The organism is Corynebacterium sp. zg-331 (assembly GCF_014267345.1).
Taxonomy (GTDB): Bacteria; Actinomycetota; Actinomycetes; order Mycobacteriales; family Mycobacteriaceae; genus Corynebacterium.
The window spans coordinates 109,064-135,209 of the sequence record NZ_JACMYD010000005.1 but is presented as its reverse complement, the minus strand read 5'-3'; the positions used below and the strand labels follow the sequence as shown (position 1 = coordinate 135,209).

At 67.4% G+C, this 26,146-nt stretch carries 15 protein-coding genes, 1 tRNA gene and 2 pseudogenes; 13 read left to right on the top strand and 5 right to left on the bottom strand.

Going from position 1 to position 26,146, the window contains the following annotated elements; genetic code table 11:
• Positions 1 to 13 precede the first annotated feature (13 nt).
• Together H7347_RS07540 and H7347_RS07535 are read left to right on the top strand one after the other, a co-directional pair.
• Positions 14 to 1,423: an NCS2 family permease gene (locus tag H7347_RS07540; protein ID WP_152822867.1), complete on the top strand. Its 1,410-nt coding sequence runs from the start codon at positions 14 to 16 to the stop codon at positions 1,421 to 1,423.
• Positions 1,424 to 1,434: 11 nt separating this feature from the next.
• Entirely contained in the window at positions 1,435 to 2,223 is a 789-nt protein-coding gene (locus tag H7347_RS07535) for an RNA methyltransferase (protein ID WP_186337370.1), read from the top strand.
• 15 nt (positions 2,224 to 2,238) lie between these two features.
• Here the strand turns inward: H7347_RS07535 and H7347_RS07530 are convergent, their stop codons facing one another.
• The 3 genes from H7347_RS07530 to serC are packed head-to-tail and all read right to left on the bottom strand — an operon-like array spanning position 2,239 to position 4,875.
• Positions 2,239 to 3,030 carry a hypothetical protein gene (locus H7347_RS07530; protein ID WP_152822865.1) on the bottom strand — a complete coding sequence of 264 codons (792 nt, stop codon included), beginning with the start codon at positions 3,028 to 3,030 and terminating at the stop codon, positions 2,239 to 2,241.
• 1 nt (position 3,031) lies between these two features.
• A complete protein-coding gene (gene sepH / locus H7347_RS07525) occupies positions 3,032 to 3,733 on the bottom strand; it encodes a septation protein SepH (RefSeq protein WP_152822910.1) in 702 nt (233 codons plus the stop codon).
• Positions 3,734 to 3,774: 41 nt separating this feature from the next.
• The gene (gene serC, locus H7347_RS07520; protein WP_152822863.1) at positions 3,775 to 4,875 is read right to left on the bottom strand and encodes a phosphoserine transaminase; all 1,101 of its coding nucleotides are present in this window, start codon (positions 4,873 to 4,875) and stop codon (positions 3,775 to 3,777) included.
• Positions 4,876 to 5,041: 166 nt separating this feature from the next.
• Between serC and H7347_RS07515 the strand changes: the two genes are divergently transcribed.
• Positions 5,042 to 6,337: a citrate synthase gene (locus H7347_RS07515; protein ID WP_186337365.1), complete on the top strand. Its 1,296-nt coding sequence runs from the start codon at positions 5,042 to 5,044 to the stop codon at positions 6,335 to 6,337.
• Positions 6,338 to 6,459: 122 nt separating this feature from the next.
• The gene (locus H7347_RS07510) at positions 6,460 to 6,819 is read left to right on the top strand and encodes an FKBP-type peptidyl-prolyl cis-trans isomerase (RefSeq protein WP_152822861.1); all 360 of its coding nucleotides are present in this window, start codon (positions 6,460 to 6,462) and stop codon (positions 6,817 to 6,819) included.
• A 10-nt stretch (positions 6,820 to 6,829) separates the two neighbouring features.
• On the opposite strand, the pseudogene H7347_RS07505 reads toward H7347_RS07510, so the two are convergent.
• A pseudogene (locus H7347_RS07505) lies at positions 6,830 to 7,498 on the bottom strand (DUF1906 domain-containing protein); the annotation flags it as partial.
• 35 nt (positions 7,499 to 7,533) lie between these two features.
• Here H7347_RS07505 and H7347_RS07500 point away from each other — a divergent pair.
• The 3 genes from H7347_RS07500 (at position 7,534) to H7347_RS07490 (ending at position 8,879) form a co-directional block, all read left to right on the top strand.
• Positions 7,534 to 8,334, top strand: coding sequence for a thymidylate synthase (locus H7347_RS07500; RefSeq protein ID WP_152822858.1), 801 nt, complete (start codon positions 7,534 to 7,536; stop codon positions 8,332 to 8,334).
• The gene (locus H7347_RS07495; RefSeq protein WP_186337364.1) at positions 8,334 to 8,789 is read left to right on the top strand and encodes a dihydrofolate reductase; all 456 of its coding nucleotides are present in this window, start codon (positions 8,334 to 8,336) and stop codon (positions 8,787 to 8,789) included. Before H7347_RS07500 ends, H7347_RS07495 begins: the two co-directional genes overlap by 1 nt.
• Positions 8,790 to 8,806: 17 nt before the next feature.
• Positions 8,807 to 8,879 (top strand) — tRNA-Arg (locus H7347_RS07490).
• 46 nt (positions 8,880 to 8,925) lie between these two features.
• On the opposite strand, the gene H7347_RS07485 is transcribed toward H7347_RS07490, so the two are convergent.
• The gene (locus H7347_RS07485; RefSeq protein ID WP_186337363.1) at positions 8,926 to 10,452 is read right to left on the bottom strand and encodes an MFS transporter; all 1,527 of its coding nucleotides are present in this window, start codon (positions 10,450 to 10,452) and stop codon (positions 8,926 to 8,928) included.
• A gap of 415 nt (positions 10,453 to 10,867) precedes the next feature.
• Here H7347_RS07485 and H7347_RS11005 point away from each other — a divergent pair.
• The 6 genes and pseudogenes from H7347_RS11005 to H7347_RS07455 all read left to right on the top strand — a co-directional run.
• Positions 10,868 to 12,367, top strand: a pseudogene (locus tag H7347_RS11005) (AMP-binding protein); the annotation flags it as partial.
• Positions 12,250 to 13,017: an AMP-binding protein gene (locus tag H7347_RS07475; protein WP_255476850.1), complete on the top strand. Its 768-nt coding sequence runs from the start codon at positions 12,250 to 12,252 to the stop codon at positions 13,015 to 13,017. The pseudogene H7347_RS11005 and the gene H7347_RS07475, both read left to right, overlap by 118 nt.
• Positions 12,947 to 14,146, top strand: a complete 1,200-nt coding sequence (locus H7347_RS07470; RefSeq protein ID WP_152822852.1) for a non-ribosomal peptide synthetase — start codon at positions 12,947 to 12,949, stop codon at positions 14,144 to 14,146. The genes H7347_RS07475 and H7347_RS07470 overlap by 71 nt, the downstream gene beginning before the upstream one ends.
• Positions 14,143 to 23,151, top strand: a complete 9,009-nt coding sequence (locus H7347_RS07465; protein ID WP_152822851.1) for an AMP-binding protein — start codon at positions 14,143 to 14,145, stop codon at positions 23,149 to 23,151. Before H7347_RS07470 ends, H7347_RS07465 begins: the two co-directional genes overlap by 4 nt.
• Complete coding sequence (locus H7347_RS07460; RefSeq protein WP_152822848.1) at positions 23,148 to 25,358, top strand: Gfo/Idh/MocA family oxidoreductase; 2,211 nt, start codon at positions 23,148 to 23,150, stop codon at positions 25,356 to 25,358. The genes H7347_RS07465 and H7347_RS07460 overlap by 4 nt, the downstream gene beginning before the upstream one ends.
• Positions 25,358 to 26,146: a thioesterase II family protein gene (locus tag H7347_RS07455; protein WP_227659072.1), complete on the top strand. Its 789-nt coding sequence runs from the start codon at positions 25,358 to 25,360 to the stop codon at positions 26,144 to 26,146. The genes H7347_RS07460 and H7347_RS07455 overlap by 1 nt, the downstream gene beginning before the upstream one ends.

Here is a 26,146-nt window from a genome sequence, read left to right as displayed (position 1 = left end):
AGAAAGCACGCTAATGGTTACCACTCTGGATCGTTACTTCCGCATCACCGAGCGCGGCTCCAGCATCGGCACCGAGGTCAGGGCGGGCGTGGTGACCTTTTTCGCCATGGCCTACATCGTGGTACTCAACCCGCTCATCCTGGGTACCACCGCCGACCCCACGGGCACCACCCTCGGGATTCCCCGGGTGGCCGCCGCCACGGCCCTGGCCGCGGGCGTGATGACCATCGCCTTTGGGCTTATCGCCCGGTACCCCTTCGGTATCGCCGCAGGCCTGGGCATCAACACCCTGGTGGCCGTGACGCTCGTGGCGGGGGAGGGCTTGACCTGGCCGGAGGCGATGGGCCTGGTGGTCCTCGACGGCATCGTGATCGTGATCCTGGCCGTCAGCGGATTCAGGGAGGCGGTGTTTAATGCGATTCCGGCGCCGATGAAGGCGGCCATCGGCGTGGGCATCGGTGCCTTCATCGCGCTCGTGGGTCTGGTGGACGCGGGCTTTGTCACCCGCGTCCCGGATGCCGCCGGAACCACCGTGCCGGTGGGACTCGGCGTGGGCGGTTCGATCGCCACGTGGCCCACCTTCGTCTTCGTCCTCGGCGTGCTGTTCTGCGGGGCGCTGGTGGTGCGCCGGGTACGCGGCGGCCTATTCCTTGGAATCGTGGGGACCACCGCAGTCGCCGTGGCCACGGAGGCGCTGCTCAAGCCCACGCAGGATTGGTCGCTGGCGGTGCCCAACCTCCCGGAGACCCTCGGTGGGCTGCCGGATCTCTCCCTGGTGGGACAGGTGGATCCCTTCGGCGCCTTTGCCCGGATCGGCGCGCTGTCCGCCGCGCTGCTGGTGTTTACCCTGGTGCTGGCGAATTTCTTTGATGCGATGGGCACGATGACGGCGCTGGGCAAGCAGGCCGGGCTCGTCGATGAGCAGGGAAACCTGCCCGACCTCAAGCGCGCCCTCATCGTCGAGGGCACGGGCGCGGTGATCGGCGGCGCGGTCTCGGCCTCCTCGAACACCGTCTTTGCGGATTCCGCCGCTGGGGTGGGCGACGGCGCGCGTACCGGGCTGGCCAACGTGGTCACGGGCCTGCTGTTCCTGGCGGCGATGTTTCTCACCCCGCTGTATTCCGTGGTGCCCATCGAGGCCGCCGCCCCGGTGCTCGTGGTGGTGGGCGCGATGATGATGGCCCAGGTGCGCGATATAGAATGGGATCACTTCGAGGTAGCGCTGCCGGCCTTTCTCACCATCGTGGTCATGCCCTTTACCTATTCCATCGCCAACGGCATCGGCGTGGGGTTCATTACCTTCACCCTGATGTCCGTGGCCGCGGGCAAGATCCGCCAGGTTCACTGGATCATGTGGCTCGTCTCGGCGCTGTTCGTAGTGTACTTTGCCATGGATCCGATCATGGCGTTGATCCGGGGGTAGCGGCCGTGAGAATACGCATTGATGATCCCGCAGACCCCCGGCTCGATGACATCCGTCGCTTAAACACCGAGCGCACGGACCTGGTGGTGGCCGAGGGGCCGCTGGTGGTAGGCCGCCTGCTGGAATCGACCTATCCCGTGCGGCAGGTGGTGGGCTTTCCCGCCAAGCTCGACGCCGTGACGATCCCGGAGGACGTTCCCGCCTACGAGGTCAGTCGGGAGACCCTGGCGGCCGTGGTGGGTTTTGACATGCATCGCGGACTGGTGGCCACCGCCGCGCGGGTGCCCGAGCCCGCGCCCGAGGCGATCCTCGACGGCGCTCGTACCCTCGCCGTGTTGGAGGGAGTGGGCGATCATGAAAACATCGGCGCGATCTTCCGCAACGCGGCGGGCATGGGCGTCGATGGGGTGCTCTTCGGCAACGGATGTGCCGATCCGCTGTATCGACGCTCCGTGCGCGTGTCCATGGGCCACGTGCTACGCCTGCCCTTTGCCCATCTGGGTGGAACCTTTACCACCTGGCAGCGGCGCCTGGAGGAGGTTCGCGCGGCGGGCTTTCGCCTGGTATCCATGACCCCGCACCCGGAGGCCGTGCACCTGGCCGAGGCCCTGGCCGGGGCAGAGAAGGTGGCCCTTCTGGTGGGAGCGGAGGGGCCGGGGCTGACCGAGCACGCCATGCGCGCCACCGACGTGCGGGCCCGCATTCCCATGGCCCCGGGCACGGACTCGCTGAACGTGGCTACCTCTGCGGCGATTGCGTTCTACGAGAGGCAGCGGCAGTTACTCCACCACCTCACCTAGTTCGGCGGCCGATCGCTAGCGGCGGAACCGCCACCACGACTGCAGGCGGCGGGTAATGGTCTCGGCGAGGCGGGTGAATTCGTCGCCGTCCTGGTGGCGCTCGTAGTCGTCGTACTGCGCGGTGCCCGGTCCCAGGCCGAGCTTGGCCGTGGCGTCCGCGGCCCACTCCTCCATGCTCATCCGGCTGCCGGTGGGAGCATCCACCCGAGGTTCCGGGCGGCCGTCGATGGCAAAGCCCGCTACCTGAATATCCGGTCCCTCGGGGGAGACGTCCACCCCCAGCCACGACCGCTGCGCCTCGCGGGCTAGATCCGCTGGGACGAAGGGCAGGGCGATCCCTCCCGCCGGGTCGGCGCGCAGGCCGGCCCAGTATGGCCCTTCGAAAGGCTCGGGCAGGCCGATGTCCTCGAAGAGTTCCTCGCGGCGCGCACCCAGGCTGCGCTGCAAATCCCCCTCGTGCCAGTGGGCGAAGGCGCCAAAATCATCCTCGCCGGCGCTGATCGCGTACACGTCCCGCGCCGGGATTGAGGCGCGCAGGGAGGCATCCAGGCGCGAGAGCTTCGACGCGTCCGGCACCAGTGTGTGCACCAGGGCTACACCCGGGAAAGCCGCGATATAGAACTCCCCGCGGGAGGCCGGGGCCGAGCGGTTAAACGGAAACTGGCCGATGGGCGTGACGGGCCAGGAGGGATTGAACTGCGCCAGATACTTGCGCCCAAACCCGCGGTCGGCGCGCGGTTCCTTGGACAGCACCGCGGCGGGATCGGGGGCGGAGACGAACCACAGGGTCACCGGCTTTTCGTACATGCTATGACCGGGGACGCTTGGTGTTAGTTCGGACGCCCAGCAGCACGTCCTCCCAATGCGGGGTGACCGCCTTGCGTCGTTTCTTGACGGGCGCGGCGGGTGGCTCCTCCTCCTGTGGGGGCTCGGACTCCTCGACCACCGGCGCGAGCCGGGGCGGATCCATGAGTTCGGCGGCCAGCGGGTTGCGCGCCACGGTGGTCGCGGAGGACGAGGTGTGATTTTGCAGCGTCCATTCCGCGCGGTGGTCGCCCCAGGTCACCACCACGATCCACTGCCCCCCAGCCTCGCGGTGGGCGTCCCAGGTGCTGGCGGTAAGGTCCTCGCCGCGGGCGGCCAGGGCGGTGGCCAGCACCTCCCAGAGGCTCAGGCGCGCCGGGCCGTCCTCGCGCACGGGGTGGGAGTTTTTGGCCAACTCCGCGATCCTCGCTCGCTCGAGCAACACGGGGTGGGCATAAGGCTCCACCCGGGCCTCGGTCACCCCCATGTGCTCCGCCACCTGGCTGATCGTGGCCCCGCTGCGGATGCGATCTTGAATGTCGCGGGGGCGCAGGGACAGCGTGCGGGCCTCGCTTTTATCCTCGGCGGAAGTGAGCATGGCGCGTACCTCGTCGGCGGCCAGGCTGAAGCGCTCCCCCTCGGGGGAGTCGCTTAATACCAGGGTGCTTGCCGTGGATTCGCCGCGAATGAGGTGCAGCTCGCGCATCTGGCCTCCTTGGGATGAAATGCTCACCACACCACTGTAACTTAGTGCACCCCCGCTTCCAGGATGGCGTCGATGGCCTTGGTGAGGGTCACCACGTCCTGCGGCTCGATGGCGGGGAACATGCCCACGCGTAGCTGATTGCGGCCCAGCTTCCGGTAGGGCTCCACGTCGACGATGCCGTTGGCACGCAGCGTGGCGGCCAGCGCGGCGGCGTCGATGTCCTCGTCGAAATCGATGGTGCCCACCACCAGGGAGCGCGCAGTCGGATCGGTCACGAAGGGGGCGGCGTGCGGGTGCGCATCCGCCCAGGAATACAGGGCGTTCGACGACGCGGTGGTGCGCTCCACCATCGCGTCCAGGCCTCCCTCGCGCAGCATCCACTGGATCTGGGCGTCCAGCATGAGCAAGGTGGCCACCGCCGGGGTGTTGTAGGTCTGATTCTTGCGGGAGTTCTCCACGGCCGTCTGCAGATCGAGGAAGGCCGGGATGAAGCGATCCGCGTGGAGCCGCTCGATGCGCTCCAGGGCCGCGGGGCTCATGGCCGCGAGCCACAGCCCGCCGTCGGCCGCAAAGCACTTTTGCGGGGAGAAGTAGTAGACGTCGGCCTGGGTCATGTCCACGGGCAGGCCCCCGGCGCCCGAGGTGGCGTCCACCACCACGAGCGCCTCGCCCTCCGGGCGGTTCACCGGCACCATCGCGCCGGTGGAGGTCTCGTTGTGAGCCCAGGCAATCACGTCCACGTCCTCGATGGGGCGGGGCTGCGGCGTGGTGCCGGGCGTGGCCTCTACGACGGCGGGATCCTGTAACCAGGGGGCCTTGCGCGCGGCGGTGGCGAACTTGCCGGAGAACTCGCCATAGGTCAGGTGGCCCGAGCGGCGCTCGATTAGGCCGAAGGTGGCGGCATCCCAGAAGGCCGTGGCTCCGCCCAGGGACAGCACGATCTCGTAGCCCTCGGGGAGGCGAAAAAGGTCGCCGAGTCCCTCGCGAATCGAGCCCACCACGTTCTTGACGGCGGGCTGTCGGTGCGAGGTGCCCATGATAGTGGGGGCGTGGAGGGCGTCGATCTGTTCCTGGCGGACCTTGGAGGGGCCGCAGCCGAAGCGACCGTCGTTGGGGAGAAGTTCCGGGGGAAGGGTGAACATGGACTGAACTTTCTGTCGGATGGACGGAATGGTTCTACCATAGCCCGAAGGGGCTATGTTGTGGTTATCACAGGCTCTGCTATCCTGTGCGGGGCCGCACCAATCGCTTCAAACTTGATTTGAGTGTACGGTTTAGATTGTCCAAGTAATCGAGAAAGGGATAACTGTGGCTACTGAGAGCAACGACAAGGCCATCCTCCATTACCCCGGTGGGGAATTCGAGATGAGCATCAAGCCCGCTACCGAGGGCAACTCCGGCATCGAGCTGGGCAAGATGCTCTCCGAGACGGGCTATGTCACCTTCGATCCCGGTTATGTGAGCACCGGCTCCACCGAATCCAAGATTACGTACATTGATGGCGACGCTGGCGTGCTGCGCTACCGAGGCTATGACATCGCCGATCTCGCCAAGAATGCCACCTTCAACGAGGTGTCCTACCTCCTCATCAAGGGCCACCTGCCCACCGTCGAGGAGCTGCACAAGTTCAACGACGAGATCCGTCACCACACTCTCCTCGACGAGGACTTCAAGGCACAGTTCAACGTCTTCCCGCGCAACGCGCACCCCATGTCGGTGCTGGCCTCCTCCGTGAACATCCTCTCTACCTACTACCAGGATCAGCTCGATCCGCTGGATGAGGAGCAGCTGGACAAGGCCACCGTGCGCCTCATGGCTAAGGTCCCCATGCTGGCGGCCTACGCCTATCGGGCCTCCAAGGGCGCCCCCTACATGTACCCGGATAACTCTCTGAATGCGCGCGAGAACTTCCTGCGCATGATGTTCGGTTACCCCACCGAGCCCTACGAGGTGGATCCGGTGATGGTCAATGCCCTAGACAAGCTGTTGATCCTGCACGCCGACCACGAGCAGAACTGCTCCACCTCCACCGTGCGCATGATCGGTTCCGCGCAGGCCAACATGTTCGTCTCCATCGCCGGTGGCATCAACGCGCTCTCCGGCCCGCTCCACGGCGGGGCCAACCAGGCCGTGCTGGAGATGCTGGAAGACATCCAGAACAACCACGGTGGCGACGCCACGGACTTCATGAACCGCGTGAAGAATAAGGAAAAGGGCATCCGCCTGATGGGCTTCGGGCACCGCGTGTATAAGAACTATGACCCGCGCGCGGCGATCGTCAAGGAGACCGCCCACGAGGTGCTTGAGCACCTCGGCGGTGACCACCTGCTGGATCTGGCGATGAAGCTGGAGGAGATCGCGCTGAGCGACGACTACTTCGTCTCCCGCAAGCTCTACCCGAACGTGGACTTCTACACCGGCCTGATCTACCGCGCCATGGGCTTCCCCACGGATTTCTTCACCGTGCTCTTTGCCATCGGCCGCCTGCCCGGCTGGATCGCCCACTACCGCGAGCAGCTGGAAATGAACACTAAGATCAACCGCCCGCGCCAGATCTACACCGGCGAGACCCTGCGCACCGTTACCCCGCGCGAGTCCCGCTAAGAAGTGCCGCTGCGGCCGGGGAGCCTAGCAACCATTTATAATGGTTTCCATGGCTCCTCGGCCCTTTTTCGTATGAATGGGCTGTGAGTTCCCGTACCCAAGACCAAGGAGACTGTAACCCAATGGAAAAGCCGCAGATCGACATCCCGGCTGGCCCCGCCCCCGAGGCCCTGCGCATCGAGGACCTGGTGGTGGGAGAGGGCCCGGAGGCGCAGCCCGGCGGCACCGTGGAAGTCCACTACGTGGGCGTGGACTTTGAGACGGGACAGGAGTTTGATTCCTCCTGGGACCGCAAGCAGAGCATCGAATTTTCCCTCGACCGTCTCATCGCCGGCTGGCAGGAGGGAATCCCCGGCATGAAGGTGGGCGGGCGTCGCCTGCTGGTGTGCCCCCCGGAGCAGGCCTACGGTCCCGCCGGTGGCGGACACCCGCTGTCCGGCCGCACCCTCGTCTTCGTCATCGACCTGCTCAAGGCTGAATAAGCGGGGCGCGCCACTGACCCCAGTCGGTGGCATACACATTATTAATGTCCACGGCCACGCCCTCGATCGTGGACTGCCACCCGGCCACCTGGTGAATGGTGGCCCTGGGGTGGATCTTTCCCTCGGAACCCCAGTCGTGCTGCCAGAAGAACTCGCCCAGGCCATCGGCTAGGCACCGTTCGATGGTGGGGTAGTTGGCATAGACGCCCAGCCGGTAGCCCCCGGCCTCCAGCGCGGCCTTGCAGGCGGCGAGGTAGGGCAGGATCAACTGCTCGTATTCCTCGCCGGAGGGGTTATCGTCGATGGCCATATAAATGGGGCGGTTGCGGGGGCCGCCAGCCGCGACATGGAAGCCGATGGCCTGGGGCACGTGCTCCGCCGCGCCCGCTGCTCCCCGGCGCCAATCGGCGGTCTCCGCCTTGCCGTATTGATACACGCTGGCGGTGTCCAGGTGCCGCGTCTCCGCGATGGTGACCGGTTTGCCTTTCATCCAGGGCTCGCGCGGGCGGGAGACGTAGCGCACCGCACCGATGTGTCCGGCGGCCTTGATGGCCTCGGCGGAGGGTACCCCGGCGGAGAAATCCACCACGGTGCGATGCGGCGTGGCGGCCAGGGCCCCGGCCCCCGCCAGCGCCACGCTCGCGCTCTTGAGCAGAGTGCGACGGTTCAGTTGTTTCATGCGCTCTGACTCTAGCAGGGGTAGGCTTATGCCCCATGACGATCGCCACCCCGTACGAGGATCTGCTCCGCCGCATCATGGAGGAAGGCACCGCCAAGGGCGACCGCACGGGAACCGGAACCACCAGCATCTTTGGCGCGCAACTGCGCTACAACCTAGCGGACTCCTTTCCTCTGCTGACCACCAAGCGGGTGTACTTCAAGGCCGTCGTGGGGGAGCTGCTGTGGTTCCTGCGGGGTGACTCCAACGTGCGGTGGCTTCAGGATCACGGCATCCGCATCTGGAACGAATGGGCCGATGCGGATGGGGAACTCGGCCCCGTCTACGGCGTGCAGTGGCGCAGCTGGCCCACCCCCGGTGGTGGGCACATCGACCAGATCACCCGGGCGCTGGAGACGCTGAAGGCCAACCCGGATTCCCGGCGCAACGTCGTCTCCGCGTGGAATGTTGCGGAACTAGAAAACATGGCGCTGCCGCCCTGTCACCTGTTCTTCCAGCTGTACGTGGCCGACGGCAAGCTCAGCTGCCAGCTCTATCAGCGCTCGGCGGACATGTTTCTCGGGGTGCCTTTCAACATCGCTTCCTATGCTTTGCTCACCCACATGTTCGCTCAGCAGGCGGGCCTGGAGGTAGGCGAGTTCATCTGGACCGGCGGGGATTGCCACGTCTATCACAATCACCGCAGCCAGGTGGCCCAGCAGCTTGCGCGCGAGCCGCGCCCCTACCCGCAGCTGAAACTGCGCAAGGCGGCCTCGCTCTTTGAGTATGATTTCTCTGACGTCGAGGTGGTGGGCTACGATCCCCACCCCACGATTTCCGCGCAGGTGTCCGTCTAGTGCTCGGCGCGATCTGGGCCCAGGATAGGGCGGGCGTGATCGGGGACGGCACCGGCATCCCCTGGCACCTGCCGGAGGATCTGCGCCACTTCAAGGAGGTGACCCTCGGGGCCCCCGTCATCATGGGGCGGCGCACCTGGGAATCGCTGCCTAAAAAACCGCTGCCGGGTCGGGAGAACATTGTGCTTTCCCGACGGGCGGCGGGGGAGTGGTCGCGCGGGGCGGGGGTGAGCACCCGGATCCCGGGGGAGGGGTGGATCATCGGTGGCGGGGAGATCTACGCGCAGACGATCGACGCCGTGGATGTGGTGGAGATGACCGTGGTAGATACCCAGGTGCGAGTGCCCACGCCGGTATTCGCTCCGGCAATACCCGATCGCATGGTGCTGGTGAGCGACTCCGGGTGGCGAGGGCAGGAAACGCGGTACCGCTTTCTGAGATACGAGCGCCCATAGGGTAGGCTGCCTCTCAGGCCCCAGTAGCTCAGTGGATAGAGCACCGCTCTCCTAAAGCGGGTGTCGGAGGTTCGAATCCTCTCTGGGGCACTCGTGATATTCCCTTTATTTTCGATGCCTCGGGTGCGGGACGCGACTACGAATGGGACGCGGATCCGTCGCTTGTCCGGGTGTCCATCCCGGCGTCCGCGGCCACGTGCCGATCCTCCTGGCGGATCGAGACGAAGCAGATGAGGCCGCAGACCACGGAGACCGCTGCGCCGGTGATAAGAATCGTGTCCAGCCCGGCCATGAACGCCTCCGTGACCTCGTGCACCTGGGGTTCCGACAGGACACTGCGCAGCAGATCGACCCGCCCGGCGCTCGCGGCCTCCCGCACAGGGGCAGACGCCCACGCCAGTGAGTCGATGTGAGAGGTGAGGATCGCCCCGAAGATCGCCACGCCGGTGGCGGTGCCAAGAGGGAAGGCGCTGTTTGTGGCACCGGTGGCCGCGCCTGACCGAGAGGCGGGAACGACCGAGATGGTGATGTTCATCATGTGTGGCATGGCTAGCCCGGCACCGATGCCTGTGATGAGCAGGGGGCCGATCGCTGAGCACCAAGTTGAGTCGGGTCCGAGGGCGAGGGCCGCCCAGAGCAGGCCGATGGCGGTGATGATCATCGCCACACTTGTGACGATGTTAACCTTGCCCGTTTTCTCCAGGGCCGACGACGGCGCGGCGATGATGACCATTGGCATGGCGAGCGCGAGGAGAACGAGGTCCATCCCGATCGGTGAGAGGGCCTGGATGCCGGAAAGCCAGAAGATCAGGTACGTCAGCAGGCCGAAGGTGACGAGGCGTCCGGTGAAGGACAGGATGATCGCCGCGCTGAAAGAGGGGACGGAGAATAGGCGGAGATCGAGCAGGGCGTCCTCACCCGCACGCAGTTGAATAACGACGAATACCGCGAGGAAAAAGACGGCGGCGATAATCGTCGCGAGAACGTTCGTGCTGTTCCAGCCGTCGTTGGGGCCGGTGACGAGGGCGTAGTTCGCGCAGAAGAGACCTAGGGCGACGAGCACGGTGGACGCCCAGTCTCGTCCGGTGGTTTTCCGCGTCACGCGCGTGTTATTCGGCGCGACGAGAGCCATGACAACCATGGCGATGATGCTGACGGGGATATTCATGGTGAAGATCCACCGCCAGCCCCCGCCGCCGACGAGGAGTCCGCCGATCAGCGGGCCGAGGGCCGCGGCCAGTGCGCCCGCGGCCATGAACGCGCCGACGGCGCGGGAGCGGGCGGCGTCGTTGCCCTCGTGGGCGTCGGCGATGAGCGGCATGCAGGTGCCGAAGACGAGCGTCGCGCCGATGGCCTGGCACACTCGCCCGGCGATGAGCATTCCGGAAGAGCTGGACAGCGCGCAGAACAGGGATGATGCCCCGAAGATGAGGTGGCCAAGGATGAAGAGCCGGTGTCGCGGCATGTGATCGGAGAGGGCGCCGACGCCGAGGAGGAGCGCGGCGAAGACGAGGACGTAGGCGTTGACGATCCATTGGGCGTCGTCGAGGCCAGCAGAGAACTCTCGGGTGATATCCGGAAGGGCGATGGTCACGACGGTCATGTCGAGCGTCATGATCGCCGCCGAGAGGGCGACGACGGTGGTGAGCCAACGGACTTTCACGTGTTCCTCCTGGAGGGGAATGCGGGGTGGTTATCGGAGATAGATCTCAGTGCTACCGTATACCATTGAAGAAAAGAGTTCGACTATTTGAACTTTTGTGTAGTGTGCTTTTATGTCCGATGGTGTATGTCGGTGAGGGGTTCCTCTATCGCATCGTGTTGTAAGAGTTTTCACTTGCTGGCCGTGTGGGATATTATGTGAGCCATACCTTACCTTCTGGAGGGAAATATTGAAGCCGCAACGAGTCACGCACGGTCGCACTACCAGCGATTATGCGACGCCCAGGGAGACAACAAGGTCGCTGACCGGCACGCAACGGGCGTACCTCTCTGGCCGCTCGGGGGATCAGCTCCACGGCGGCGTCGACTGCCTCGCCCTCTTCGAGTTCACCGGTGTACCCGTGGACCCTGATCGGATGCGCTCCGCTGTTGCCGCCTTGCGTCGCCACCCGGTGCTGCGCTCCACCATCGTCGATGGCAGACACGTCGATAACGGCAGGGAGGCTCGTCTGCCGCTGACCATCACGGAGTTCACGGGCGCGGGCACGGACGAGGATCTCGCTGCGTACCTGGTCGATCACCGTCGAGAGATCCTCGGCAGACATGCCGATCACGAGCTCGGGGAGTCTGGGTGGCTGGATATCCTGCACTGGCATGCCGACGACGGCCGTGAGCTGGGGATTCTTCACATCGGGATCTCCCTTGCGGTCGCAGACCTCGTAGGCGTGGGCATCATCATCCGGGAATTGGCCGCTGCGTACCGCGCCGCCGACGTGACCCGGCCGTGGGTGACCTTCGCAGACATCGCCGCTCGCGAGGGGACGGCCACGACGAAGGCATCGAAGATCGACGACGCCATGCCGCAGCCGGATCCCCTCCCCGCCGGTCCGACTATTCCGCTCGTCGGCGCCCCGGAACGAACCGTGACCAGGCACGCCCACAGGCTCGATCCGGCGTCCTGGGCGGCCATCGGTGCGGTCGCCGACGCGATGGGAACCACCCGTTCGGGGCTCCTGCTCGCGGTGTACCGCCATGCCCTCGGCCTGTGGTGCGGAAACGAGGATCTCACCATTATCGTCCCCGGCCTCAGCGCCCGTCGTACCCCCGACGACGTTCTAGACCGGACGCGAACGTGGGCCGTTCGCCCGCCGTCGGCGATAGGTCGAACCCTCGGCGAGGCCGCGCTAGAGGCAAGCGCCGAGTTGCGCCGCCGTATTCGTGCCGGGCTGGATTCCACGGAAGAAATGCGCGCGCTGCTCTACCGTGGCGAGGGACATGGCGGGAGCCTGCCGTTCGTGCTCACGTGCGGTGGGGAGGAGGTGCTGCTCACCACCGAGGTGCTGGAGGTGTTTGGGCGGCTGACGGCGACGGGATCGGTGACCCCGCAGGTTCTCGTTGATCTGCAGATTCTCCACCTCGTCCCGGAGGAGATCTGCGTGGCCCTCGACGTGCGCGACGGTGCCTTCCCCGGAGCCTTTGGCCCAGAGCTGCTCGGGACGGTGGCCGACGCACTGGACCGCCTCGCTGCGGTGGGGTCGGGTTCGGTGGGGGAGCTTCGTCGATGTGGTGGGCGACCGATCGACGAGATTGTGCGGCTATCCCGTGCCGTTGCCGACCGGCGTGCTGTTGTGAACTCCATGCCGTCGGTGGATGCCGCCGTCGAGACGCCGACCCTCCACGGGGCGTGGCTGCGGCAGGTCGAGGCGCGTCCGGGCGCCACGGCTGTCGTCGATCCCGCCCGCGGCGAGAACCTTACCTATGCTGAACTCCACCGTGCAGCGCTGCGGCTCGCGGTGGGATGGGCAGACCAGGTCACTCCGGGCGACCTGGTGTTGATCCGGCTGCCGAAGGGGCGCGACCAGATCGCGGCGGTGCTCGCCGTTATGTACCTCGGGGCGGCGTACCTGCCCGTGAGCATCGACACCCCGATGAACGCGTGCGCGCCGTCAGGGAGGTTGCGCAGCCGGTGGTGGTCATCGAGAAGGTGGACCCGGCGGTGTACGACGATGGGCAGAAACCCGCCCCGGCCGACCTGCCGCGCGCCGTCGATGGTGACGATCGCGCATACGTTATCTTCACATCCGGATCGACGGGCACGCCGAAGGGCGTCGTCATGACCCACCGCGCGGCGACAAACACCGTCGCCGCCGTCGTCGAGCGCCACGGTATTGGACCGGAGGACAGCGTTCTCGCCGTATCCTCCCTGGACTTCGACCTCAGCGTCTTCGACGTCTTCGGGTTGCTCGGTGCGGGCGGCACCGTCGTGTGTATCGCGGAGAGCGACCGGCGCGACGCCTTTACCTGGTGCGAACTCATCCGTCGGCATCGCGTGACCGTGTGGAACAGCGCCCCAGCCCTCGCGGACATGCTCACCGTCGCCGCCGAAGACGGGCCGGAGCTGCCTTTACGGCTGATCCTTGTTTCCGGAGATTGGGTATCGCCGACGCTCCCCGCGCGTATCCGCGCTATCACCGAAGATCGCGCGGTTTCGGGGGATGGGCACGCCGTGGGGGCGCGCGTCGTCGCCATGGGGGGGAGCCACCGAGAGCGGGATCTGGTCGAATGAACACGTTATCGACGGCCCCGGGGATCTTGATCCGGCGTGGCCGTCTGTGCCCTATGGTCGTCCCCTCCCGGGCCAGGCGTACCGGGTCATGGATGCAGACGGGCGTGAGGTACCGAGTGGCGCCGTGGGGGAGTTGTGGATTGGGGGAGCGAGCCTAGCCTCGGAGTACCTCGGCCGGGCGGATCTCACCGCTGACAGGTTCGTCACCGACGCCGACGGCTCCCGCTGGTATCGCACCGGTGACCACGGTTACTGGGGGGATGATGATCTGCTGTTCTTCGTTGGCAGGCAAGACAATCAGGTGAAGATCCGTGGACACCGGGTGGAACTCGGGGACATCGAGCACCACCTCCGGGCCATCGATGGTGTCGAGGCGGCTGTGGTTCTGCCCGCTTCGGGGAACACGGCATTGCGTGCGCTCGTCGTAGCCGAAAAGATGGAGGACGCACAGCCCGAGACGCAGTTCGGAGACCTGGTGCGGGACCGCCTTGCCGCGTGTGTGCCGGGTTTCATGGTGCCGCGTGACGTGATCGTTGTGTCGGAGCTACAACTCACCGCGAACGGAAAGATCGACCGCGCGTGGGCCGCGCGGGTCCTGGATGGGGAACCTGGGGGTGGTGTGGTTCCGGGAGGGACTGGCGCTGATGTGGCGGAGGCCTGGGCTGCTGTGCTTGACGCGGCGGCTATGGAGCTCCACGGGCCGGACGCCAACTTCTTCGCTCTGGGCGGAGACAGCGTCGGCGCGACCGCCGTGTGCGCGCACCTGCGGGCGCGCGGTTATCGGGTGACGGTCGCAGACCTGTTCGGGAACCCGACGTTAGACAGGTTCATCGCCGCCGTCGATGCGATGGGTCGATGCGAGCCTGACGAAACGGGTGCCTCCGCCGCCCCGGCCACCTGCGCCGGGGCCGTCGACGCCGGTGCCCGGTTCCCCCTCACCCCACTCCAGCGGGCCTATGCACTGGGAACCGACGGTATTCGGGGCACGGTTCGCGCAGCCACCGCGTACTCGGTGATCCTCGGTCTTCGCGACGCAAGGAGCGGGGAGGACCCCGGGGCCGGTTTTACGGCCACACAGGTCAGGCGCGCAGCGGAGGGCATCGTTACCCGCTGGTCCGGCTGCGGGTGATCCGTGACGGTGACGATGCCCAGCGCGTCACCGCCCCCCGCGACGCCCTGTGGGTCACCGTCCTCGACCGGTTCGCGGATCTTCGCGCGTATCTCTCGTCTGTCGCACCGAAGGTGCCGCTGGAACTCGTTCTCCCCGGGGAGGGGGCGCGCGAGGTCGGCGTGCTCATCGACTACCTGGCCCTCGATGGGCGCAGCCTCGCCGTCGTCGTCGGTGCTCTCACCGCTGCGCTGTCGGGGCAGAACCCGGACGAAGTGGTGACGGTGGATCCGTCTGCCAAGATGTTTGCCCAGCACTGCCACGCCCTCGCCGGTGGCGGGAGGGCAGCTGGCGCCGCCGGATTCCCAACGGCGGCCCCAGAGCCACCGGTGCTCCCCGTCGCTGATGGTCAGGATCCCGCTTCCGCCGGTATGGACGCCCCTCTAGCCGCCTTTGGCAGCGTCCGGGCGCGCATTCCCCGTGCCACTCTCCAGCGCGCTGCCGCCCGCACCGGGGCGGCTCTATCGGCGGTGGTCCTTTCGGAGTTCGGGTCTCTCCTCGCGAAGCGGTCGGGCTTAGCGGAGGTGGGCGTCGTCGTTCCCCTGATCCACCGGCCGGACACCGGCGACGGCCGCGAAGTCCTGGGCACCTTTTCCCGCCTGGGGGTGTGCGCATGCCCGGCGGCGGCTGATCCCGCCGCTACCAGCGACGCTCTCGCCGCCATGCTCACCGAGAACGCCTCTGCGGATATCGCGGGAGACGGCGTGCACGCCGCAAGCGACGGCCGCACCGGCCGTTATCCAGCAGTGTTCACTTCAGTGGTGGGGTATGATGCTGCCCTCGCCCCCGCCACCCGGGACGTGGTCCTGGAGTGGCAGCTGACGCGGACACCGGGGGTGCTCATCGACTGTCAGCTCGCGACTATCGACGACGCGACCGTGGAGATCCGGTGGGACATGCCCGTCGGCGTGCTGGACCCGGTCGCGGTGGACGAGATGTTCCGCGAGATGGTCGCTCGGCTCGGTGGTGCTGTCTCTCCTACCGAGACCGGCACCGTTTCTACCCTGCTCGGAAGCGTGGTGGCGCGTCTCAATGGCACGGCTGACGCCGATCTTGTGCCGTGGGCTGTGCCCGTCGTCGCGGCGTGGCGGAAGTTTGTCGCCGAGGGACCGGAGGCGACCGGGCTAGCCGACGCCCCCGTCGCCTGGTCCGCTCAGGAGGTACACCTGCTCGTGGATATCGTCCGGGCTCGCGCGCGGCGTTTCAGGATCCTCGATCACCCGGTGCTATCACCACGGGCTCTCGCGGCGGCGGAGCCGACGGTCGCGCGGGCGCTGGATGTCCTGGACGAGAGTATGCTTCGCCGCGCCGGGCGTGGGGATCGGGTGGTTGTCGTGGAACTCGGATACGGGGTCGCGCTCGGCGAATCCGTCCAGGGGCGCGAGGCAGACAGCTGGATTGTTGTGGGACCGGACGAGCTCGTCGCAGACATCGCGGCGGTCGACGGACGGACCTGCGTCGCCGATGTCGTCGATGTGCCCGCCCCGGCGGATATTGTCGTGGCCTGCGGCACCTTGCACCGGGATCCGCGCCTGCGCGCTGGGCTGGCGGAGGTGCCGTTGGCGCCGGGGGCGGAGGTTCACGTCATCGAGGCCGAACGGCCGACTGCGGCGACGCTTATCTCTGCGGCGCTGGTGAATCCGGCGGTGCTTGATCGGGTAGGGCTGTCCTCTGCCGCCGGGTGGTCGTCGCTGCTGTCGGAGGCCGGCCTGCGCGTCCGCTACCTCGAAGCGGAGGATGGGCACAGCGTCGTCCTGAGAGCGGTGGCCGCGGACACCGGGATGAGCATGACTCCTGCGATCGTGGCACCCGCAGCGGATGATGGGTCTGATCTCGCCGAGGTGCTTGCGGCGAGCTGGCGCAGGCACCTGCCCGGGCTTCCGGATAACGGCGGCAACATCCCCGACGAGATGGACTTTTTCGCCGCTGGCGGGGACTCCCTCACCGCGACGCGAGTGCTCGCGGACCTGCGGGAGGCAGGGGTGACCGGCCTGCGCGCCGTGGACGTCTTCAACAATCCGACTTTCGGTGAGTTGCGCCGCCGGGTGGTCGGTGCAGATGCCGTCGCGGACCCCGCCGTTGGTACGCACCCGCTCACCCGAGTTCAGCAGGCCTATCTTGCCGGACAAGAAGACGGACAGCTCCTCGGGGGTGCACCCGCCCGCTGCTTATTCATCTTCCACGCACCCGTCGTGGACACCACACGTCTGGAGTCGGCTGTGCGCACGGTCGTTCGCCGTCACCCAGTTCTTCGCACAATTGTGGCCGATGGGCTGAAGGGGGTACCTGTTGCCAGAGTCATGGATGCCCGGACCGCAGGAGAACGATTCGCAGGCGTGTGGGCCGTGACCGGGGACGCCGCTGCGGAGCTGCGCGATCGCATGCCCGATCCACGCGTGGAGGGACCGCTCGCCGTGCGCGTGTCCACCGGAGTGGACGGGGCGACCGTTGCGGTGTCGATGAACAACCTCCTGCTCGATGGCGCGTCAATGATGCTGCTCATGGACGAGATTTCGGATTCCTACGCTGGGTCTGCGGTGGGCGAGAACACCACCACCGGCATCGCCGCGTACCTTGTTAACCGGCCATGGCTTACCGATCCTGTGGCCCCCGTGCCGTGGCAGGGGCGGATGCTTACCCCCGACGACCTGGCCGGACGCTTGGATTCCGTGTTGGCGAAGCTCCCTCCGGCACCGTTTGTCCCCGATCGCCAGACGCTCATCGGACTCACAGATACATCGATGGCCCGGGTTAGCGCGGACATCGACGCTGCGACGTGGGAGCGCATCCGAGAGGGCTTTGCTACCCGCCGCGTCACCCCGGCGGCTGGGGTTCTCGCCGCGTTTGGTCGCGTCCTCGCCGCGGAGACCGGCGAGGACGGTCTCACCATCAATCTCACCCGCTTTGATCGCGACCTCTCCGCGCCGGGCATAGAGCGAGTGCTCGGGGACTTCACCAGTCTCAGTCTCATCGGCGTGCACGGTCTGCGCGCGGAGGATCGCGCGATCGCGGAACGCTCGGGGCAGGCCGCGCTGGCCGGGGCGGACGACCCGGCCCAGGATGCCCTACGTCTCGCCGCCCGCGCCGTGCAGACCAGCGGCGACCCCGCGGCTGGGCTCTTCCCGGTCGTATTCACGTGTGGTCTTGGTCTCTCGGCGGTGACCCCCGGTGCGTTGCGGTCATTGCGCGAGCGCAGCTTCGGCACTCAAGTCGCGGCCTCTTCGACGACGCCGCAGGTCGTCCTTGATCTCCAGGTTGCCGATGACCGCGATGGCCTGCACCTCACCGCCGATTACCTCGTCGAGGTCATGCCCGCCGAGATCGCGCACCGGGTGATCCGGAGGACCGTCGCGGAGCTCACCAGGCTCCCGGCCGGGGACGAAGGCCGGGAAAACGCGCGGCGGGCATGCGACTCCACACTCGCCGAGGTCTGGGCGGACGTTCTGGGCCTTGATCAGATCACGGATGACACGAATTTCTTTCGCTCCGGGGGTGATTCGCTTACCGCCACGCGCTGCATCAGCGCCTTGCGAGCGCGCGGGATCGACGCCGAACTCCGCATGCTCCTGACGACTCCCGACTTCGGCGACTTTCGGGACGCGGTGGTTGGCGCGACGGATGCGCAGGCGGAATCTACGGAGGATTGGTTCGACCTCACCGACGTGCAGGCCAGCTACCTCATGGGCCGCACGACAGCCTACGACGACGGCGGGGTCGCCTGCCAGGGGTACAGCGAGTTTGTGTTGCCTCTTGACAAAATGGACGCGGCCTCGGCGGCGGATCCGGTCGAAGCGGTGCGTCGAGCCTGGCGACGGGTTGTTGGCGCCCACGAGATGCTGCGGGTGCTCGTCGATCGCGAGGGTCGTCAGCGCATCGATCGCACCGTCGGGGCTCATGTGCGCGTGATCGATGTCACTGCAGGGGAATCGGACCCGGAGACCGCGCGGGCCATCGTCCGCGCTGATCTCCAGGAACGGAATTTTTCTGTCGGCGAGGCTCCGATGGTCGAGCTTGCGCTCACCATCGGAGCCGGTGACCCGGTGCTGCATCTGTCGGTGGATCTCATCGTCACCGACTACGTGGGCATTCGCTCCCTTGTCCGAGACCTCGATTATTGCCTGCGGCATCCCCGGGAATCCCTCAATGCCCCGGCGGCGACCTTCCGGCAGTGTTTGGAGGCCCGCGCTGTGCATGCGGCGACACCGGAGGGGCGCGCGGCGCGAGACCGGGACACCCGCTGGTGGCGGGATCGGTTGGACGCCCTGCCGCCAGCGCTGATGTTCTCCCCGGACCCAGACGCGATGGGGCTCGGTGGCACGACGCGCCGCAGCCACCACCTGAACGTGGACGCCTGGCGTGGCCTGTGCGAGACGGCCGCCCGATTGACCGTCACGCCCTCCGGGCTGGTGCTCGCGGCGTTCGCTACGGCTGCGCGGCGGCATGCGGACATCGAGCTCGGCGGGTACGAGCATCACCGGGTGGAAGGGGAGGACGCGGGCGCAGAGCGCGATCTTGTCTCCGCCTTGATCACCCTCACGACGGTGGATCGCGCGCCTGTTGGCGAAAACGACCCGTCCGCTGCGGACATCGGGCGGATCGTCGGTGACTTTACCTCGACCGTCGTTCTCGATCTCCCGCTGGGCCGAGACCTCGGGCTGACGGCGCAGGTCCTCCAGCGTCGGCTCTTTGACGCCCTCGATCATCCGACCTACTCGGGCGTGCAGGTCGTGCGTGACCTGCGCCGCACCGGTGGCGAGGAGCGCGGCCGCATCCCGGTGGTATTCACCTCGACCGTGGGGGTGACGGCCGTTGAACCCCCGCGACTGCTCCGGGCTGTGCCCGGCATGGCGATCAGCAAGACCCCGCAGGTGCTCCTGGATGTGCAGCTGTCCCCGGACGGGGAGGGGGTCACGATGGACTGGGACTCCCGCGACGGTGGTTTCCACCCGGCGGTGCTGGACGCCCTCTTCGCCGAGGTACGAGGCATCCTCGATCAGCTCGCCGTGGGAATCGTGGCTGTTCCCGCGACTCGTGCACCGGAGCCGGTGGTGCGGATCCGGTCGACAGACGGGCGACTACTCCACGGCCGGTTCCTGCGCGCGGCGCTCGATGCTCCGGCGGCTCCGGCGGTCATTCAGGGGGATCGCACGGTGTCTCGGGCCGAGCTGTGCGAGGCCGCGGTGCGGATCGCCGGGGTGCTTCCCGGGGGTTGTGCTCCGGTAGCGGTCCTCCTACCTCCCGGGGAGGGACAGATCGCGGCGCAGTTCGCCGCGCTGCTCACGGGGCGTGCCTTCGTGCCGCTCGATCTGGAGTGGCCGGAGTCCCGCCATCGGGCCGCGCTGGACGCGGTGCGGCAGGCGTACGCGGAAGAAGTGCCGGTTGTCGATGGCGCCACGCTACGGGCGGCCTGCGCTCCCATGCGGTCGGGAGGAGAGGACGTAGCGTGGCGAGAAGCGGTGTGCCAGGCGCTCGCCGATCCGCCGTCGGCGGACGATCTGGCGTACGTCATTTTTACCTCCGGCTCGACTGGTACGCCGAAAGGGGTGTGCGTGACCCATCGGCAGGTGTGCACGACGCTCGACGAGATGGCGAAGCGCCTGGAGCTTGTGCCCGCGGATCGCGTGCTCGCGGTTTCCCGTCCCTCGTTCGACCTCGCGATATTCAATGTCTTCGGCGTGCTTGGGGCCGGCGGTGCCGTGGTAGTGCCCTCGTGTGGGGCGGTGCCGGACCCGGAGACGTGGACGCGGGACATCCATCGGCACGGCGTCACGCTGTGGAACTCCGTGCCTGCGCAGCTCACGATCCTGCTCGATCACCTCGATGACGTCGGTGAGGCGCTGCCGTCACTGCGCACGGTCCTTGTTTCTGGCGACCGGGTGCCGATCAACCAGCCCGCCCGCGTGCGCGCCCTCGTCCCGGAGGTCGTCGTCGATGCTCTGGGCGGTGCAACCGAGGGCTCCATCTGGTCGATCGTCCATCGCTGCGTCCCCGAGGATGACGCGGTCCATCGTTCGGTGCCCTACGGTCGCGCGCTCGGCCACCAGGCCGTGTGGGTGCTTGACCGGGACGGTGGGCGCGCGGCCGTCGGTCAGCGCGGTGAGATCGTCATCGCCGGTGATGGGGTGGTCGAGGGTTATCTTGGCGATCCGGAGCGCACGGCGGTCGCGTTTGGCCGCCACCTCGCTACCGGGGAGAGGTGCTATCGCACCGGTGATGTCGGCCGGTACCTGCCAAACGGCGAGATCGAGTTCTGCGGTCGGGTCGATGATGAGCAGGCGAAGATCCATGGGTACCGCGTCGAACTCGGCGAGGTCGAGGCCGGGCTGCGAGCGGTCGATGGGGTTGCCGATGCCCTCGCCGTGGTGACGGCGGAAGGAGATCGACGGGAACTCGTTGCCGTCGTTGTGCCCGAGGCCACCGTGGATATGGATCGGGCGCTGAGGGCCGCGATCATGGCCCGGGCACAGGAGCCTGATGACGGTCAGTGCCGTGATTTCCGCCGGATCCACGACCTTGTGACTGCCGCTGCCCTGGACGCTATGACCGCGCAGATCGCGCGCGTGACCTCGGCTTCCCCGGACGAGAGCGCGACCCGGGACGAGATCGTTGCGGGCACGGGTGCCCGGGCGCGCGCTGCACTCATGAACCGATGGATTGACCAGTTGGAACTCGCGGGCCGGCTGCGGTGCTCTGAGGGGCGGGTGTCCGTGGTGGATGCCGGGAGTGGCGCTGCCGATGCCCGTTGGGCGGAGATCTATCTTCTCGACGAACGGCTGGGCTACGGCCGCCGTCAGCTGGACTACCTGCGATCCAGCCTGGAAGCGTTGCCGGGATTGCTAAGCGGTAGCGTCGATCCGCTCTCCCTTCTCTTTCCCTCCGGGGACATGGGCGTTGCCCGCGCCTCCTACGGGGAGAATCTGCTGGCCTCGTACCTCAATGGCGTGTGCGCAGCGGCGGTCGGGCATCATGCGCGAACCCTCATCGGTGCCGGGCGACGGTGCCGGGTTCTGGAGATCGGCGCGGGGGTCGGCGGGACGACCGCCGACGTCATCGCGGAATTGCCGGAGGCCGGGGTGGATTACTTATTTACGGACGTATCCCGGTATTTCACCGACGCTGCGGAGCGAGAGTGGCCGCAGGTGTGCACCGCGTTGTTTGATATCAACATCGCACCTGAGGAGCAAGGCATACAGCCGGGGTCAGTAGACGTGGTGTTGTGCGCGAACGTGTTGCACAACGCCCGGAACATCGACGATGCGCTCAGACGGGTTGAGCGGATGCTCGCACCGGGTGGGCTGCTCGTGGTCATTGACTCCACGGCGACGAACGCGCCGCTCATGGCGTCGATGGAGTTCAAGGAGGGGCTCGGTGACACGACGGATGCCCGCCTGGGTACCGGCTCGCCATTTTTCACTTTAGAACAGTGGCGGGAGGCGATCGAGGCCTCGCCGATGGAGTCCGTCGTGGTGCTCCCGGAGCCGGGGTCGGTGCTAGAACTTGGGGCACAGCACGTCTTCATCGTGAGAAAACCCGAGGCGACATCCGGGGAGGATTTCGACGCCGCGCGTGTGCGGGCCGCCGTCGCTGAGCTGTTGCCCGCGCAGATGCGGCCTCGGCGGATCGGGGTGGTGACCGCGTTGCCGTTGACCGCGAACGGAAAGCGGGATCGCGCCGCCGTTGCTCGCCTGGTGGAGGCGCGTCCGTCCACCCGCCCCAGAACCGTTCCCCCAGCAGCGGATCCGGTGGCCGACGCTTGGCGGGAGGTTCTTAATCTTGACCCGTCCGAGCCGTTGCCCGGGGACGCCGACTTTCACGCCCTCGGGGGCGACAGCTTGTTGCTTGCGCGGTGCATCGGCCAGATGCGTCGGGCCATCGGTAGGGAGGACTTGCCGAGCTGGGACGAGACGCTGCGCGCCATTGTCGCCTACCCGACGATCGACGGCTGCCGTCGCGTGCTCGGTCTCACCCCACCCGACGACCGGATGCCGACTATCGAGGTGACGGAGTCGTCCTCTCCGCATTCCGGCCCTCGCCTCACCTGGCTGCTTGGGCGGGCCGGTAGCACCGATCTTACGGTTGTGGTTCACGACGGCTCCGGTGGCATCGGACCGTATGCGGCACTCCTCCGGGAGCTTGCAGAGCGCGGCGTGAAACCAGTGTTGGGCATCGAACGCTCCGCCGGGGATAACTACCTCACGACCCCGCCGGAGGAGCTATTCCACGATCTCGCCGAGCGGTACGCTGTGAGCGTCTTGGAGACGCAGGCGCGGCGCGTGCACGTCGTTGGGTACTGCATGGGCGGGCTTCTCGCCGCCGGGATCGCCGACCGCCTCGCCGCGTGCGGGGTGGCGGCCACCGCGACGGTCATGAGCTCCTACCGGATCCCTTTCACCGTGCGCGACGAGATCCTCCTGGACTTTTCCTTTGCCCGACTCATGGGGTGCAGGCCGCAGGACATGGGCATTGACCTCGATGAGGAAAGCCTCGGCCTCGCGCTGCGGGCGGCCCGGAAAGACGGCCACGAGGACATTACTGCTGAGGTTGTTTACCGGTACGCCGATGATGACCTGCGCACGCAGATAGCCCGTGTGCCGCAGACATCCGGTGCGCGGCTCGACAGGTTCCTCCGCACCGAGGCAGGGCGGCCGTGGTCCAGGGAAGCCCTCAACGCCTTGCGGGAGGTGTATGTCCACAGCCTCGCGGCGGTGGCAGCGTGGTCCGAACCGCTGGTGACCGTGCCGGTGACGTTCCTGCGGCAGCGGGATCCGCTGTCCTTCCTGCCAGACCTCGGCGACGATATGACGGCGTTTTGGGCCGATCAGTGCCAGGGCGGGATGGATGTCGTGGACGTCGATGGTGATCATTTCACCTGTCTCGATGTCCAGCATGCTCCGGCGGTCGCAGACCTTGTGGTGGCGCGGGCGCCGTGGGCGTCCGGCGTGGTGGATTCGAAGGAGAAACGATGACGGCGACGACGGGCTCGGTGCGGCGGACGGTGCTTGTGGCCGGCGCGAATGGGGCGGTCGGTTCCGCAGCGGCGGCACGACTGATCCGTGTGCTTGGTGAAGGGGATCGCGTGGTCATCCTCGGGCGTAACGCCGACCGTCTTGCGGATCTCGCTGCGACATGCGCCCAGGGTCGATCCGGCGGGCCGACCGTCGAGACGGCGGTGCTCGACCTCACTCCGGGGTCAGACGCTGAACCGCAGATCACTGCTGCTCTCGGTGCCGAGCTCGTCGAAGACGGCACGGCCGTGCTCATTAACGGGATGGGGCCCTCATCGAGGATCACCGTCCCCCTGGCACGCGCGGCGCTGAGCCTCGGCCTACATATGGTCGATCCCGGGGGTTCGGAGCGGATCATCGCTGAGCTCGATGAGGCTGCGCGGCGCGCCGGACGAAGCGTGCTCCTCTGCGCCGGCGTACAACCGGGATTGACGGGGGCGATGCTTGCGGCGGCCCTGCGGCTCGTCACGGATCCGACTCGCGCGCGGGCCGAGGTCGCCGTCGGTGGGCGTCAACCGCTGACGGCGGCGACGCTGCATGAGTACATGGACTCGCTCTCCTCTGATGGCGGCTGGCCGGGCGCGGTCTGGTGGGACGGCGCCGTCGTCAAGGACGCAACCTCTGGTGTCAGCGCCGGCCGATCTGCGGCGGGATGGCATCCCCCGGCCGACGCGTTGCTGAGCGTGCACCTAGACGAGGAGTACGTGGGCGTCGCCCGGGGGATCGGCGTCCCGTACCTGCGGGGCATCAACGTCATGGACGCGCCAGAAACCGTGCGGGAACTGCGCCGGGTCATTGCCGGGGAGGCGACCATCGATGATGTCGCCGCTGCCTCCCGCCGGGAGGCCGGGCCGGAAGCGGAGCGGTACTTCCGCATCGTTGTGCGCGCCTGTGCGGCGGGACCTGACATCGTGGAGACCGTGACCGCCGACTACCGGTGCGCGGACAGCTACCGAGCGACCGGCGACCTCGCCGTGGGCGCTGCGTTGACCCTGCTTGCCGGGAAGGAACCGGTGGGAGTCCGGTGGGCGTGCGCAAGCGAAGCCGCGGCCACATGGATCGGCGCCGACCCCGGGGCAGATGGCGTCGGCGTGACGTTCACCTACGACCTCGGTGGGACACCCCGAGGAGCCGTGGTCGTCGGTGCGGGCTTCGGTGCCCGCTACGCGGACGCGCTCGCGCAATCCGACTCTCCGGCACCGCTGACGGCGATCGTCGGAGCCGGTGGACGAAGCGGACGGAACCTGGCCCGCGACCTAGGTGTGCGGTACCTCACTACCGGCGGCACCGCCGATGTCCCTAGCCTTCCGGAGGACGCGGTGGCGGTTGTCGCCGTTCGCAGTGGGATCGTCGGCGGGCAGGGGGACGACCTCGCCGCCGGTTTCCTCCGCGCCGGAATCCCAGTGCTCCAGGAGCTGCCGGTGGATCCTGGAACCGTCACCACGCTGACCGCCCTTGCCCGCGATCACGGCACGGCCTACCGGGTCACCGGCTTCTACGAGCACCTCGGTCCGAGCCGCGCGTTCATCGACGCGGTTCGATCTCTCACCCGGAGATCGACCGTCACCCACGTTCTGTTGCGCACGAGCCATCAGGTCCTCGACCGGGCAGGCCTGTCGCTTGCCGAGGCGCTGGGTGCCGTGCCGCTGGGGGACGTGGTCGTCAATCCGGGAGCGGGTTCGGGCCGGTGGTTTGTCTCGGGGATGTGGGGTCGGGTGCCCGTGGATGTCGTCCTGGACCATCGGATGGATCCGAGCGACCCGGACAATCACTCCCAGCCGGTGGCGGCGGCGGTCGTCGAGACCGCTGATGGCGAGCTGACGTGGGATGGCATCGGCACACTCCCGCGCTGGTCGCAGCGCCCGCACGTTGTGGGTGGGGCGCTCACCGACCCGGACGGCGCGGTTGCGCAGGTGTGGGGGCGGGATGGTGCTCCACCCACATGGGGCGAGGTCGTGGAGACCGTGTGGCCGGAGGGCATCCACCGCGCGGTGGCCGGGCTCATCGCCGAGGCCACAGGCAGCGACCGAGGCGAGGCGGCGCGCCGGATCCGGCGCACGGTGTTCGTGCTGCGGTGGTGGCTGCGGGTTTGCTCCGCCCTCCCGGCTCCTGCGGATATCCGATCTGTGCCGCCGGTGCGGATGGCTCGGCCGGGGGAGGTGCGGTGATGGGATTCGACGCCGCCTCCCGCATCCTTGTTCCCGTTCCCGGATCGGTGGCGGGACCTGCCTCCCGCCCCACCATCGTGGTCTTCCCCCATGCCGGGGGCAGCCCCCGGCAGTACGCACGGTGGGGCCGGATTGCGGGGCCGCAGGTTCGGGTGCTCGGCGTGACATATCCCGGCCGCGATTACCGCCTGGGGGATGCGCACCCGGAGACGATGCGCGATCTTGCCGCAGAGATCGCTGCCGTACTGGGGGTCGCCTCTTTTCCCATCGTTCTCGCGGGGCACTCCCTCGGGGCGGTGCTCGCCTACGAGACGCTGCTTGCCTGGCAGCGCGCAGGCGGGGGAGGAGGAGCGGTGCTTGTCGTCAGCGGGCAGGTATCCCCGGATCGCGCGGGCGGCGGGGCGATGCACGTGGGGGCGGATAGCGGCATTGTCGAGGAACTGTCTCGGAATGATCCGGATACCGCCCGGGCCCTGGCCGACCCCGAGCTCGCGGCGCTGTACCTTCCGGCGATCCGCGAGGACTACCACCTCATCGAGACGTACATCCCACCTCCATGGGCGAACGCCGCGACCCAATCGACAATCATTATTGTTAAGAGATGCGCTGATAAAGAACTGACTGCCGCTTCGGCTACGGGGTGGCGACGTTTGTCACCCGATGTCCTCGGACCCGTCATCGTGCCCGGGGACCACATGCACCACATCCATCGTCCAGAACTAGCGCAGATGTGCTGCGGCGGCGTTCTCCGTACCGCCGCTGCCCGCAGCCACCAAAGAAAGGAATGA